General features: G+C 46.3%; 15 protein-coding genes. 12 read left to right on the top strand and 3 right to left on the bottom strand.

All coding sequences use genetic code 11. The annotated features are described in order from the left end of the window. Window positions 1-5 precede the first annotated feature (5 nt). From DW036_RS20575 to DW036_RS20520, 12 genes are all read left to right on the top strand, one after another. Window positions 6-491 (top strand): PH domain-containing protein, encoded by a 486-nt coding sequence (locus DW036_RS20575; RefSeq protein ID WP_004313632.1) that lies wholly within the window; start codon window positions 6-8, stop codon window positions 489-491. Beyond that, window positions 472-1167 (top strand): hypothetical protein, encoded by a 696-nt coding sequence (locus tag DW036_RS20570; protein ID WP_004308684.1) that lies wholly within the window; start codon window positions 472-474, stop codon window positions 1165-1167. The genes DW036_RS20575 and DW036_RS20570 overlap by 20 nt, the downstream gene beginning before the upstream one ends. Before the next feature lie 12 nt (window positions 1168-1179). Beyond that, window positions 1180-1866, top strand: coding sequence for a hypothetical protein (locus DW036_RS20565; RefSeq protein WP_118356390.1), 687 nt, complete (start codon window positions 1180-1182; stop codon window positions 1864-1866). Between the two features lie 12 nt (window positions 1867-1878). Further along, the gene (locus DW036_RS20560; RefSeq protein WP_004308686.1) at window positions 1879-2523 is read left to right on the top strand and encodes a hypothetical protein; all 645 of its coding nucleotides are present in this window, start codon (window positions 1879-1881) and stop codon (window positions 2521-2523) included. Between the two features lie 26 nt (window positions 2524-2549). Then, window positions 2550-3380 (top strand): M23 family metallopeptidase, encoded by an 831-nt coding sequence (locus DW036_RS20555; protein WP_004313633.1) that lies wholly within the window; start codon window positions 2550-2552, stop codon window positions 3378-3380. A gap of 23 nt (window positions 3381-3403) precedes the next feature. Beyond that, complete coding sequence (locus DW036_RS20550; RefSeq protein ID WP_009017568.1) at window positions 3404-3685, top strand: hypothetical protein; 282 nt, start codon at window positions 3404-3406, stop codon at window positions 3683-3685. A gap of 14 nt (window positions 3686-3699) precedes the next feature. After that, window positions 3700-5484 (top strand): hypothetical protein, encoded by a 1785-nt coding sequence (locus tag DW036_RS20545; RefSeq protein ID WP_004323424.1) that lies wholly within the window; start codon window positions 3700-3702, stop codon window positions 5482-5484. 19 nt (window positions 5485-5503) lie between these two features. Beyond that, complete coding sequence (locus DW036_RS20540) at window positions 5504-7753, top strand: zincin-like metallopeptidase domain-containing protein (protein WP_004308690.1); 2250 nt, start codon at window positions 5504-5506, stop codon at window positions 7751-7753. Between the two features lie 11 nt (window positions 7754-7764). Then, window positions 7765-9321: a glucosaminidase domain-containing protein gene (locus DW036_RS20535; protein WP_118356389.1), complete on the top strand. Its 1557-nt coding sequence runs from the start codon at window positions 7765-7767 to the stop codon at window positions 9319-9321. A gap of 27 nt (window positions 9322-9348) precedes the next feature. Beyond that, a complete protein-coding gene (locus DW036_RS20530; RefSeq protein ID WP_004308694.1) occupies window positions 9349-9510 on the top strand; it encodes a hypothetical protein in 162 nt (53 codons plus the stop codon). Window positions 9511-9592: 82 nt separating this feature from the next. Further along, a complete protein-coding gene (locus tag DW036_RS20525) occupies window positions 9593-10204 on the top strand; it encodes a hypothetical protein (protein ID WP_004308698.1) in 612 nt (203 codons plus the stop codon). A 5-nt stretch (window positions 10205-10209) separates the two neighbouring features. Further along, entirely contained in the window at window positions 10210-11892 is a 1683-nt protein-coding gene (locus DW036_RS20520) for a zincin-like metallopeptidase domain-containing protein (RefSeq protein ID WP_004308700.1), read from the top strand. A gap of 54 nt (window positions 11893-11946) precedes the next feature. Here DW036_RS20520 and DW036_RS20515 read toward each other — a convergent pair whose 3' ends face one another. The 3 genes from DW036_RS20515 to DW036_RS20505 are packed head-to-tail and all read right to left on the bottom strand — an operon-like array spanning window position 11947 to window position 12812. Then, window positions 11947-12318 (bottom strand): hypothetical protein, encoded by a 372-nt coding sequence (locus tag DW036_RS20515; protein WP_004308703.1) that lies wholly within the window; start codon window positions 12316-12318, stop codon window positions 11947-11949. A 10-nt stretch (window positions 12319-12328) separates the two neighbouring features. Beyond that, window positions 12329-12613, bottom strand: a complete 285-nt coding sequence (locus tag DW036_RS20510; RefSeq protein ID WP_004308705.1) for a hypothetical protein — start codon at window positions 12611-12613, stop codon at window positions 12329-12331. A gap of 4 nt (window positions 12614-12617) precedes the next feature. Continuing rightward, on the bottom strand, window positions 12618-12812 hold the full coding sequence (locus tag DW036_RS20505) for a hypothetical protein (RefSeq protein WP_004313635.1): 195 nt from the start codon (window positions 12810-12812) through the stop codon (window positions 12618-12620). Window positions 12813-12938 lie beyond the last annotated feature (126 nt).

Here is a 12938-nt window from a genome sequence, read left to right as displayed (position 1 = left end):
AACCTATGCAGAGAACTTGTCACAAAACCATTGTCATCCATCCACATACCGGGCAATTTGTCATCAACGAGCTGCCCACTCTCGTGCTGTGCGGCACTGTATGGGTGTACGGAGGCATGGAAGGGCTGCCATTGACAGCTATTGCCACAGTAATTGCCTTGATACTCTCGTTACTGTTACTCTACCGTTATCTCTACCTGCGGCGAATCCGTTATTGCATCGGCACGGAACAACTTGTCAGTGAATACGGTATTATCCGTCGCAAAGTGGATTATATGGAGCTATATCGTATCGTGGATTTTCAAGAGCACCAAAGCCTGCTGCAACAATTTTGTGGGCTGAAAACCGTACGTATCCTTTCAATGGACAGAAACACGCCCCGTCTTGACCTGATCGGTATCTTCCATAGGGACGACCTCGTGTCAATTATCCGTGAACGGGTAGAAACTAACAAACGAAAAAAGGGAATATATGAAATCACGAATCATTAGTCTGGGGCTGGTTGCCTCGCTGGTATGCCTGCTTCCACAGGTGGCAGAAGCCCAAATTGCGGCTTCCAATCCGTTGGAATGGACTGCATTGGCCGAAGGTAACGAACTGATAAACGGGCAGATTGAAAAACAAATAAAGGGACAGACACAAACAGCCTTGCTCCAAAACAGCATCGCTACCGAGTTCAACCAAATCCACAAGTGGGAGAAGCAGTACAACAGTTACCTCAAGACAGCAAGCGGTTACGCTTCATCACTGAAAGCCTGTACGCATCTCTACAATGACGGTGTGCGGATTTTCCTCACGCTGGGGAAATTAGGCAAGGCCATCCAAAACAATCCGCAGGGCATTGTGGCCAGTATGAACATGAACAACCTCTATATAGAAACAGCAACGGAACTTGTCTCTGTTTTTACATTGCTGAATGACGCTGTGGCCAAAGGTAGCAACGAAAACATGCTTACGGGGGCAGAACGCAGCAAGACGCTATGGGCGTTGAACGACCAACTATCGGATTTTAGCCGGAAGTTACATCTGCTCTATTTGAGCATACGGTACTATACTTTCAATGATGTGTGGAACAACGTAACGGCAGGAATGCTTGACCGTGACAACGGTGAGGCAGCTCGTATGGCTCTGTCCCATTGGCACAGGGCGGCAGCTCTCGTCCGATAAAATATATCAGTTATGAAATGGACAATTTGGATAAGTATATTACTGCTGTGTCTTACCGGTATCGGTGAGGTACAAGCGCAGAATGACCCTGTACTGGCCGGAATGATTGCAGTATATACCGAAAAGGCAGAGAAGGAGCTGAAGAATCAGGAAAAGGTCATGCTGATGCAGACCACCGGACATATTTGGACAAAAGAAGAAGTGCAGGCGACAACAGACCTGCAACGAGAGTTTAATAACTATCTAAACTCTTTCCGGTCAATAGTCTGCTATGCGGCGCAAACTTATGGGTTCTATTATGAGGTATCGAAGCTGACAGACAATATGGGCGACTTCACCAAACAATTGAAGCGAAGTCCAGCCAATACGCTTGCCGTAGCCCTATCCACACAGCGCAACAAGATTTATAGGGAACTGATGATGAACAGCGTGGAAATTGTGAACGATATACGCACAGCGTGCCTTTCGGAGAACAAGATGACGGAAAAAGAGCGTATGGAAATTGTCTTTGGCATCCGTCCAAAGCTCAAAACAATGAACACAAAGCTGCAACGACTGACCAAAGCGGTAAAGTACACGACAATGGGCGACATTTGGCGGGAAATCGACGAGGGTGCACATCCCGAAGCCGATAAACGTAGTATCGTGGACGCAGCCAAGCGACGTTGGCGACAGATTGGAAAGAATGTAAGACCTTAAAAATGTAATGATATGGGAATTTGGGATTCAATATTAAAATATGGCGGCAAAGCAGCAAAAGCTACCGGAAGAAGTATGGGACATGCTGCACTGCATCCTTCACAAACCTTACGGGGCACAGGACAAGCCGTCAAGACCGCAGCCATCGGCGGTGCAGTCGGTTATGTGGGTTGGGAGAAACTAACCACAGATAAGAGCGTGGTACATATCGTAAGCGATGCGGTCATAGGGAAATCGGCTACGGATACCCTTGCAGATGCAGCGGACGGTGTGCGAGAACTGACAAGCAAAGCCGGAGAAGCAGTCGGTTCCGTCAGCGGTACGGTAGCCGGCATAGACTCAAAACTGGGTGGAGTATCGAATTTTCTACGGCAAGTCTCCAATGGCGGAGTTTCCGATATGTTCGGTAACTTTTTCCGTAATCTCGGACAGGGTAACGTGTCGGGATTGAGTATAGCGGGACTGGTCGCAGCAGCATTTCTTATATTCGGACGCTTCGGCTGGCTGGGCAAGATTGCCGGTGCATTTCTCGGCATGATGCTTATCGGTAACAATGCCGGTATTTTCCGCACACCTGATACGAGAAGCATACAACGAATACAGACACCCGCTCTTCCCGTTGAAGAACAGACGAATAGCGGGGGGATGAAAAGATAAGAATAAGAATCAAATATAATCACATAATGAAATATACAGAAGAAATGATCCTGCAATCCGAAAGTGGATACTGTATGCCTTTTGAAGAACGGAAGGGCAAGGATGTGAAACTATCGCTCGGCTATGGCGAACAAACCGATCCGACAACGGGCAAAACATATTTTCATCATGGCATCGACTTCGATGTACGGTGCTACACGCTGGCGGCTGTCGCCAGCGGTATCGTGTCAGGTATAGGCAATGACCCTATACTCGGCATCTGCCAAACTATACGCTATGGGGAGTATGAAGTGACCTATGGGCATTTGTCAAATGTCTTCGCCCAGTTCGGACAGCGTGTCAAGGCCGGACAGACTGTAGCTTTAAGCGGTGACAAGCTGCATATCGGGATACGCTTCAAGGGTGAGGAACTGAATCCGCTGGAATTTCTAACCATGCTGTATGGGAATATCCAAGCATTGTGTCATGCTGATGGAGGCGAAGCGGCAACATCTCCCAACATGGAGATGGCACTGACCACCGATTACGAGCAGGACAGACAGGAAATAGAGGAATTGATGCTACGTTTCCTGCCCTACTACATGGAAGACTTACAGCGTGGTGCATACCGACTTCCTCCACATACGGAGCAGTCACTCCGCCATGTCTTTACAATGGGAGCAGTCAAAGAATATTTCTATGAAAATATGCCAAGTATATCCAACCCACTCGGACTGGGACATAAAGCAATGCCGCTTGCTTGTAAGGTGCAGAACCTACTCATTGCGGACTTCCTGCATTACCTTGCCCTACGGCATGGCGTGTACTTATCGACGATGGGCGATGATGTAAAAAAAAACTCTACGACGAAGCCCTGACCCATAGTGGTATCATTGACCCACTGGCAGAATTAGACATAGACATCCAGAGCTTTGACATACCGAGAGCAGTCACGGTATATCCTGACCGGGCCGGTGTGCGCTGGTGGACGAAAGCATGGTTCAATAACCGGGAAGAGGGCGAAGCATCGGTGGAGATTGAGCGAGAACAAGCGATACGCTTCATTCACGACAACATCGAGAAGGATGTATGGCTGGAAGAGTTTTATCCCAAACAGATGGAAATTTACCACAACGCCATCGAGCAGACAAAAGAGCAATTATTAATGAATAGAATAGGATAAACATATAATACACTATGGACGGAATCAAGCATAGCGGACGGTTTGCAGAAATGGAACGCCTCGTGAACGACTATTTCAACTGCCATATCGCACCCATCATGTCAAAAACGCGGACTGACCTCATACGGAATCAGGGAGAGGAAATGAAAGAATATTCCACCTCTTTAGGTGGTATTCTCAGTATGATGGCATCTTCGGCACAACCAATGAGCGACCCCTATCAAGCACTCAAGGTCACAGGCGAATGGAACTCCAAAACAACAGAGGACTATATCGAGATGTGCAAGACGGAGATTACCGGTTCCGAGGAAATGCAGCAAGACCTTGCGTATATGGCCGGGCAGTGGCGGGATACCGTCGTGCAGGAAATCGGAAGGGCACGTTACAATGAGTTGTCAGAACAGCTCGGTTGTGACCTCGCCTATGCCTATATGGACCACCGAATAGAGGAACTGATGATTGACCGGTTGGTGAAAGAACGTATGCCCAAGTCTTCCGCTGACTACATCATCCGAAAGGCTGCCGAATCGAGTCTGCTGGGATTATCGCAGACGTTAAGCCGTTCACCGCTGACCGATGAAATAGAGGCACGAGGCGAAGCAGCTTACCGCCCGAACAGATGGGAAAAAGGTACGGGATGGATGTTGGGCACAGCCGCAGATACCCTGATGATGGGTGGTACTGGTTCATGGACGACACTGGCAAAGTTTACCGGTGCAGATGTGGCTATTGCAGCCATCACCAATCATTTTGAAGGCAAGAAGCCTGATACCCTTTCAGTAGAACAGTGCATCAGTAAAGGAGTGTTCGGCAGAGACAGAAACGTATTCGACGATTTTCGCAAAGAGGCAGCCCAAATACAAATCAAAGAGAACACGGCGATTGGTACAGACAACAAGCAACTGAAAAAGAAAATCCCTGTCATGGACTTTGGCTTCATGGAATGGACACAAAACCAGAATAGCGGTTTATTGTGGCCGAATGTACAGAGCAAGGAAGAACAGAAATATGAGGAACGGTACAAGGATGTGCCGATTGTTGTTGCTCCCGGACAGGAAGAAGCCTACTTGCAGTCTTTGGAACAATGTGACAAAGCGAAAATGGTCAGGACAGAACAGGATGAAATTATGAAAGAAGAGAAGCATGAAACTGTTGTTCCTGCCAATGATGCGGAACAACATGTACAAACGATACAAAGTGCGCAAGTAGCACAGGGAAACGGTTGGGGCGGACTGCTTGGTATGCTGGGACTGGATGGCATAGGTAATATCACAGGCAATCTCGGTTATGTAATGGCCATGCTCCCTGATGTTCTACTGGGAATATTCACAGGCAAGACAGAATCATTGCATTTGGAAGACAATATGTTACCGATAGCGAGCATTGTGGCGGGTATGTTTGTGCGTAACCCGTTGCTGAAAATGCTCCTGATAGGCCTGGGAGGTATGAACTTGTTGAATAAGGCAGGACACGAAGCCTTGAAAGAACGAACAGAGGGAAAACTGAACGTAACAAATGAGAACAATGTGCAGTACCGACGCTATACAAATGAAACTCTGAACCCACGTATAGTAAACCCTGTATTGCAAGATAGTACGTTGATTGCCACGATAGACCGAGTACCGTGTACCATCCAGTTGTCACCGATTGTAGCAGAAGCCTACCGTACCGGGGCATTGCCTTTGAACACGCTGGCAAATGCTGTCCTTGCCAAGAACGACCAGCTTCGCCAGGCTGCCGCACGGAATTATGAGGACGGAAAACTGGAAACCATCGTGCGCCCACGGGGTATTCAATAATCCTATAATCAAATAAACGATGAAAGAAAAATCGCAAATCGAAAAGAAAGCCGAGGAAAAACAAATCACCTTGCTTTCTACGGCTTTGAGTGAAGCCTCGAATGCCGGTGGACACTGGCTCAACGCATCAGGAAAGGGATACCCGCGCTTCTATCCAAAGGGTGTTTCTGTCAGCGCATTCAATGCACTATTCATGACGCTGCATTCTGATAAAAATGGATGCAAAACCAACCAGTTCACGCTATTCAGCGATGCCAAGGCACAAGGAGCCTCGGTGCGTGAGAATGAGCAAGGCGTTCCATTTTTGTTTTATAATTGGAACAAGTACGTTCACCGCAATAATCCAGAACAGGTTATCAGTCGTGATGACTACATGAAACTGTATGAAGAGGAACAAAAATTATATAAAGGTGTACATAACCGTGAAATTCGCACTTTGTTCAACATTGACCAGACGACACTACCCTACGTGGATAAGGAGCGATACGAAACGACGTTGCGGCGGTATGGAAGTGCAGTGGAAAGAGGATATACGGAAGCTGACAACCGACGGTTGCATATTCAATTCAACGACTTCCTACTGAGGATGCGAGACAACCTTGTGCCTGTTCGTTTGGATGGAAGCGGTGTACCCCACTACGAAACAGATAAGGATGCGGTCTATATGCCGCGACAAAGAGAGTTCAGACATTATCACGACTATATACAGGAAGCCTTGCGGCAAATCGTGAGTGCTACCGGACACCAACAACGATTAGCGCGTGAAGGTATGGTGATGAAGAACGGTGTGGCTCCTTCGGAGGATGCTGTCAGACAGGAACGGTTGGTAGTGGAACTGGCTTCAGGGATTAAAATGTTGGAACTGGGGTTGCCAGCACGGTTGTCTGAAGAAAGTCTGAAGACAGTGGAATACTGGTGCCGGGAGCTAAAAGAGAACCCGAACTTGATGGACGCTCTCGAAAGTGACGTAAACAATGCCATCGAAGTAATCAATAAAGCGGAACGGGGCGAGAAAATCGAATACGCCACCATGCGCAACCGGCGAGACACTTCAACCATGCAGGAGCAAATGCCCAAACATTATTTTGTGTCGAACGAGATTCGGCAGCATCCGGATAAAGAAACGAAAAAAATTGTGCTTGTTATTGACCCACAGGCAAAAACCGCAGATGTAATTCTTCCAGCAGGGGCTTCTACAGAGGCAGATAACGAGATACCGGGAATGAACAAGGGACGTATCATGCGAGCGTTGCAGAAAGATGGAATCGAGCAGGTACGCTTCTACAATACGGATGGTGCATTAGGTTATCGACCCGATGACAGTTATTTTGCCGAGAAGATAATTATGCTGGCCCGGCTGAAGAATTGGGCAATGGAGAAGCTCTCCACACTGGACGTGGCGTCAGCGGTCAAACAGGCGAATGAGATCGGATTTGACCACGTAGAGATGATTCAAGATGATAAGAAACGATGGGCACTTTATATCAAACCCGAAAATAAGAGCGGATATAGCATCTATCCTGATAAAGAAGATATAAACCGCTTCTTTTCAACACTCAAGCAAGCAATGGATAACATCGGTAAGGTTCGGATGGAACTGGCGCACAAGTATTATGCGCTGGCCGAGGTCAAACCTGACCTGAAGGTGGATTTGTTCAGCAGCGAAATGCCGGAAATAGACTTGAACCGTATCCAGCGTGTTTCGGTTTTCAAAACCAAACAAGACGGCATACAATGCGTCGCAACTATTGATGGGCAGAAACAGCCTGCCCGAAGTGTCACTCCGCAACAGTGGCAGCGGATGTGGATAGCGGAAGAGCGTGACAGCTACAAACGTCATTTGGCAGCTACCTTATTCGCAGACGTACTACAAAAAGGACAATCGCAGGAGGCACACACCGGAGAGAAACAACAGAAAGAAGCAGAGTTGTGGCCGATAGAAACGGTAGCGCAGGAACGGACGGAATCAGACAACAAGGGTATTTCACCGGAACGGCAGTTGTGGGACAAACTTAAAGCGAATCATCCCGATGCCTTGCAACTGCTTCGCACGAAAGATGGTTATCGGCTCTATAACGAAGATGCGGTACAGGGTGCAAAGATATTGGGCATAACCCTAAAAGAGTATCCGGAAGGGGACATTACGGCTTCAACGGAATTTTCAACGGAGCAGCTCGACAACTATCTGTCTAAGCTCGTCCGTGCCGGGGCACGGGTTGCTATAAGTGACATGGAGGAACAAGAAACACACAGAGGTTTTCATAGATAAGGAGTAAGGAAATGAGCAAGAACCAACAATACGCAATGAAATATGCAGAGTATGCTATGGAGCAGATGCGCCGGTACGGAATCCCCGCATCCGTGACGTTGGCACAAGGCATACTGGAAAGTTCCAACGGGCAAAGCCGTTTGGCGCAAAACGAGAACAATCATTTTGGCATCAAGGCTACGCCTGCATGGATTGCCGAAGGAGGAAGGTATGGTATATATACTGACGATAAGCCGAATGAGAAGTTTTGCAGTTATGACAGTGTGGGTGATTCATACGAACACCACTCCCGTTTTTTAAAAGAAAACAGCCGCTATGCCCAATGTTTTGCACTTTCGCCCGACGATTACAAGGGTTGGACACAAAATATCGAACAGGCCGGTTATGCCACAGGCGGAGAATATGCCGAGAGTCTGCAACGGATTATAGAGCAAAATGGCTTACAGCAGTATGACAAACTGGTGATGCAGGAAATGGAGACACAGGGTAAGCGGTTCGGTACGGAACATAATCCTCTCCGAACGTCTGAAAATTCAGAGTATGGTGCGAAGTACTCATTCCCGGTAGAGCGTGAAGAGTTTCTTTTTGTTACCTCGCCTTTCGGTATGCGGCAAGATCCGATGGACAACACGAAACAACAGATGCACAAGGGAATTGATATCCGTTGCAATGGCGATGCGGTACTGGCTACTGAGAACAACGGGAAGGTGGTGGCTGTGAATCAGAATAAGAACACGCCCGGTGGAAAATCGCTGACTGTGGAATATACCAGAACGGATGGCAGCAAGGTACAATGTACTTATATGCACCTTAAGGAGGTTACTGTAAAGGTCGGTGATGTAGTACAAGCCGGTGGGAAGCTCGGCACATCGGGCAACACAGGTACACGTACAACGGGCGAACATCTACATTTCGGCGTGACAAACTTCTATGCAGACGGAACAAAGCGTGACATCGACCCTGCGGCTTATCTGACTGAAATCGCACAGAAAGGTAATATCAAATTGGAAGTGTTGTACAACGGGAACAGCCTGCTCACCCGATATAAAGGAACAGAAGAGAATGCCGCCGGCAAAAACCTTTCGCCCGACGGATGGATGAAGAAGTTGCTTTCGTCAGAGGATAGCGGTGTGGGAATGTCAGGATGCAATGACCCTATAGTAGAGATGGCGATGACAGCCTTTAGTTCCCTTATGCTATTGGCCGTACAAATCGACAACAAGAACGAGGAGGAGCAAAAGACTGCCATATCCAAACAAATGGATAGTGGACGCATCAATCTGAAATCATTATTACCGGGCATGAAAAACTGCGAACTGGCAATCAGTGAAAATGGAAAGGCTATTCTGCGAGTGAACAATGGAGAACTGCGCATGTCACGTGAGTTGACTACTGCGGAGTTAAGCCGTCTGTCGGCAACACTGAATAACAATACTCTCACAGAAGAAGCCAAAAGGATACGTGTAACCGGTATGCTGAATACGGTTATCCTCTCGGAAGCGGCTTCACAGAATTTTGAACAAGGGATGTCCCAACAGCAGGGACAGACAGAGAACCTAAAAAGATAGAAGCGTGGCGATATGGTAAAATGCGTGATGATACAGCTATGCAGATGTCTGTTCGGACTGTCCTACCTTGCCTTGTATGTCCTGCTCTGCTACCAACTCTTCGGCTGGGTAGCAACGCTCATTATCGTGAGCGTTCAACTGTTCCTTGCCGGATGGCTGATCTGGGCAATGATACGAGCACCCGATTAAGAGCAATGATTTAGCAGTTCAACAACAAATCATGGCAACACAGTTGTCGGGTGATTATGTATCACATTAAAAGACAATAGAAATGATAAAATGTAATGTTACGGTATGTGGCGTTATCGGACGTGATGCGTCGATACGCACCAATAAGGAAGGGAAAACGTTCCTGGTTTTTCCTCTTCGAGTAATGATCCCTGACACTGACGGGAAGACTATGCCTATTGAGGTGGATGTCAGCAAAGATACTGCCGGAAAGGAGGTTTCCAAATATCGAAATGGTTCCCGCATCGAGGTTTCGGGGACAATGTATCTCAAACACCGTGGTGACAAACTTTATTTCAATCTTTTTATTAACGAAATTCGTACAGCTACGGCAGATGCGAAAGATACGGTCAAGGGCGAATTAGTATTTCGAGGTAAGGTCGGGCAGCATATCGAGGAAAAAAGGGATAAGAAAGACCAGCCTTACACAATGTTTTCGGCATTCAGTACGGAGAAAGTAGAGGATGGCTTTGAATACCAATGGGTACGTTTTTTCTGTTTTGGCAAAGAACGCGAAGCATGGTTACAGCCGGGCGTGCGAGTGGATGCCAAAGGTGAAATATCCCTTTCGGCATATAACGGAAAGCTGAATGTTTCATGCAAGGTGGAAGAACTTGTACAGTATGTAGCAGATTCGTCTAATTCCAATCAGTAAAGGATATGGCCGGATATAAAAAACAGCACACGGACGGGCCGAACAGCGAAGATAAAGCATTAGACCTCTTCGCTGAAATGATGATTGAGAAAATCGAGAGTATCCGTAAGGATTGGAGAAAGCCATGGTTCACAGAAGAAGCGTTACAATGGCCCTGCAATCTTTCCGGACGCGAGTATAATGGCATGAATGCCATTATGTTGCTTATACATTGTGAAAAGGAAGGTTACAAGATTCCGCGCTTCTGCACTTTTGAGTGTGTACAACGGCTCAACAAATCCGATAAGGACAATCAGGAGAAACCTCGTGTTTCTGTACTTCGTGGAGAGAAATCATTCCCAATCATGCTGACTACATTCACCTGCATACACAAGGATTCTGGTGAGAAGATTAAGTATGATGACTACAAAAAACTATCTGATAACGAGAAGAAGGAATACAATGTTTATCCTAAGATGCAGGTATTCCGAGTCTTTAACGTGGCACAGACCAACTTGCAGGAGGCAAGACCGGAGCTGTGGCAAAAACTCGAAAAGGAGTATTCGCTACCGAAGATTGAGAACGGAGAGTATTTCAGCTTCGCTCCCGTCGATGCGCTGATAAAGGACAATCTGTGGATTTGTCCGATCAAACCACAGCATCAGGATAACGCTTACTACTCTATATCGAGAAATGAAATCGTTGTGCCGGAAAAGGAACAGTTCAAATCTGGAGAGGCGTTCTATGGAACACTATTCCATGAGATGACACACTCGACCGGTGCGGAAGGAGTTCTCGACCGTATCAAGCCGACAACTTTCGGCTCGGCAGAGTATGCGCGCGAAGAATTGGTAGCCGAGTTAGGCAGCGCATTGGTTGCCCAACGTTACGGCATGACGAAACATATAAAAGAGGACAGTTGTGCCTACCTCAAAGGATGGCTCGACGAATTGAAGGAATCGCCACAATTCATCAAGACAACTCTGTTGGATGTGAAAAGAGCGGCTTCTCTGATTACCCAAAAGGTGGATAAGATTGCACTGGAATTGGAGCAGAACATTGATGAAGAGCAAACAGTAGCACCGAAAGAAAAAGTGTATTATTCTTCCGTGGCCTATCTTCAGCTTACCGATGACACGATGCGGTTGGACGCATTCAAGGATAAGGGGGACTACGAAGGACTGCTGACTCTCGCCAAGGAGTATTATGACGGTAACGGCATTAACGAAGAATATACTTATTCTTCTCCCATACAGAACCGAGGAGACAATCTTTTGATTGAGGACAAGGATTTTGCTGTGGTGTACAATGGGAGTGTCGGGGGAACTTATGAAGTGATGCTGAAATTCACGGAAAAGGAAGTACGCGACCATATCAGGCGTTATGGTATCGAACATGCTGGAGATACATTAAAAGGGGTAGCCAAGGAGATGGCTGCGGAACAATTCGCTATCATGACACAACAAAAGATTCCTGCATTTGAAATGCCGAATGGTGATGTGCTGTATGTCAGCTATAATAAAGAATCCGACATGATAGATATCGGGCCGGTTACTAATGCGGGACTTGTCGCACAACATCGTTTCCCATACGACCATAATGCTTCGTTGGATGCCAACCTGCAAACCGTGAACGAAAAGCTGAATAATATGGAGGAATACCGGGAAGAGTTACAAGAAGCAGAGTACAGCGGCGGAATGCGCCGATAAAACGGAAAAAGATGCGGAGCTGTTTGCTCCGTACCTTTTCTTGAATTTATTTTATTACTCTAACAAATTATCTATCATAGACTGTAAATTTGTTATATCGCAATACTGATTATGTCCCCCTCTGTAATCTTTCGCGTGTTGGGCTGTCCGGATTAAGAAAGAATCGAGTTCTATTTTTACACCGCTACCCATTCGGGACAAACCGGAAGAGTGACTGATGTAAACGAATTTACCGTTACGTTCTATGAAACAAGAGGTATTATAATGCCCCTTTAAGTTGAATGTTACTTTTGCGCCAACGGCTGTTGCGTACTTGGAAATCTCACGTACTAAGGCCGTTTGGAAACTGCGGTATTTTTTTGAAACATAGACTCCTGCATCTGCAAGGATTGCGTTCTGCCATTTGGTATAAAAATTCTGTGCCATATTTTTAATATTAATTCTGTAAATAATTCTCCCAATTCTCTTTGTCAATAGTTAATTTGTTCATTTCCCAATCGTATTCCACTTCCGGCATATCAGAATAAGGGAAATACACAGTGTAGCCTATCTGTCCATAAGAACAATGTAGCGGTATAACGCAAATCTCCTGACCACAATAAGGCTGTGGCGTACAATATTTCTTCCAATCAAAACGACCTGCTGCTATATTGCAGCAAAGTAATTTTAGAGTTACTATACCTTTCCAACTCTGAAAATCTTTTTTATAACCTTTTTTCATACTACTAATGTGCTATATTATAATAAACTTCGGGTTCACTTGACACGTTGTAAATCCAGCTTCCGCAACGTACCAATAGAGCATTCTTGCCATAATAGAGTTTCTTCATTCCGGTTATACTTCCTGTTATGTGAAAGTTAGGGAAACGACTGATGTCTATTTTCTGTGCATCGCATCTGTAGAGTGTTTTAGTTCTCATTGCATTTATTTTTTTAAGTTGTTTTTTATTTCCCTCTTCTTGAAGCCTTCCGACTTTACCCAAGAGGTTGTTTCATGTGCATTTTCAACGGTGGATGCAAGAACTATGAGCAAGTAACCGGAATGA

This window comes from Bacteroides sp. AF39-11AC, assembly GCF_003474285.1.
Taxonomy (GTDB): domain Bacteria; phylum Bacteroidota; class Bacteroidia; order Bacteroidales; family Bacteroidaceae; genus Bacteroides.
Note: the sequence above shows the minus strand (reverse complement) of the source record. Positions and strands in the feature narration are given on the sequence as shown.

What these genes read in the sequence shown, in the direction of transcription:
- DW036_RS20575 (WP_004313632.1), top strand. Translation starts at nt 6, where the DNA reads ATGCAGAGAACTTGTCACAAAACCATTGTCATCCATCCACATACCGGG.
- DW036_RS20570 (WP_004308684.1), top strand. Translation starts at nt 472, where the DNA reads ATGAAATCACGAATCATTAGTCTGGGGCTGGTTGCCTCGCTGGTATGC.
- DW036_RS20565 (WP_118356390.1), top strand. Translation starts at nt 1,180, where the DNA reads ATGAAATGGACAATTTGGATAAGTATATTACTGCTGTGTCTTACCGGT.
- DW036_RS20560 (WP_004308686.1), top strand. Translation starts at nt 1,879, where the DNA reads ATGGGAATTTGGGATTCAATATTAAAATATGGCGGCAAAGCAGCAAAA.
- DW036_RS20555 (WP_004313633.1), top strand. Translation starts at nt 2,550, where the DNA reads ATGAAATATACAGAAGAAATGATCCTGCAATCCGAAAGTGGATACTGT.
- DW036_RS20545 (WP_004323424.1), top strand. Translation starts at nt 3,700, where the DNA reads ATGGACGGAATCAAGCATAGCGGACGGTTTGCAGAAATGGAACGCCTC.
- DW036_RS20540 (WP_004308690.1), top strand. Translation starts at nt 5,504, where the DNA reads ATGAAAGAAAAATCGCAAATCGAAAAGAAAGCCGAGGAAAAACAAATC.
- DW036_RS20535 (WP_118356389.1), top strand. Translation starts at nt 7,765, where the DNA reads ATGAGCAAGAACCAACAATACGCAATGAAATATGCAGAGTATGCTATG.
- DW036_RS20530 (WP_004308694.1), top strand. Translation starts at nt 9,349, where the DNA reads ATGATACAGCTATGCAGATGTCTGTTCGGACTGTCCTACCTTGCCTTG.
- DW036_RS20525 (WP_004308698.1), top strand. Translation starts at nt 9,593, where the DNA reads ATGATAAAATGTAATGTTACGGTATGTGGCGTTATCGGACGTGATGCG.
- DW036_RS20520 (WP_004308700.1), top strand. Translation starts at nt 10,210, where the DNA reads ATGGCCGGATATAAAAAACAGCACACGGACGGGCCGAACAGCGAAGAT.
- DW036_RS20515 (WP_004308703.1), bottom strand. Translation starts at nt 12,318, where the DNA reads ATGGCACAGAATTTTTATACCAAATGGCAGAACGCAATCCTTGCAGAT.
- DW036_RS20510 (WP_004308705.1), bottom strand. Translation starts at nt 12,613, where the DNA reads ATGAAAAAAGGTTATAAAAAAGATTTTCAGAGTTGGAAAGGTATAGTA.
- DW036_RS20505 (WP_004313635.1), bottom strand. Translation starts at nt 12,812, where the DNA reads ATGAGAACTAAAACACTCTACAGATGCGATGCACAGAAAATAGACATC.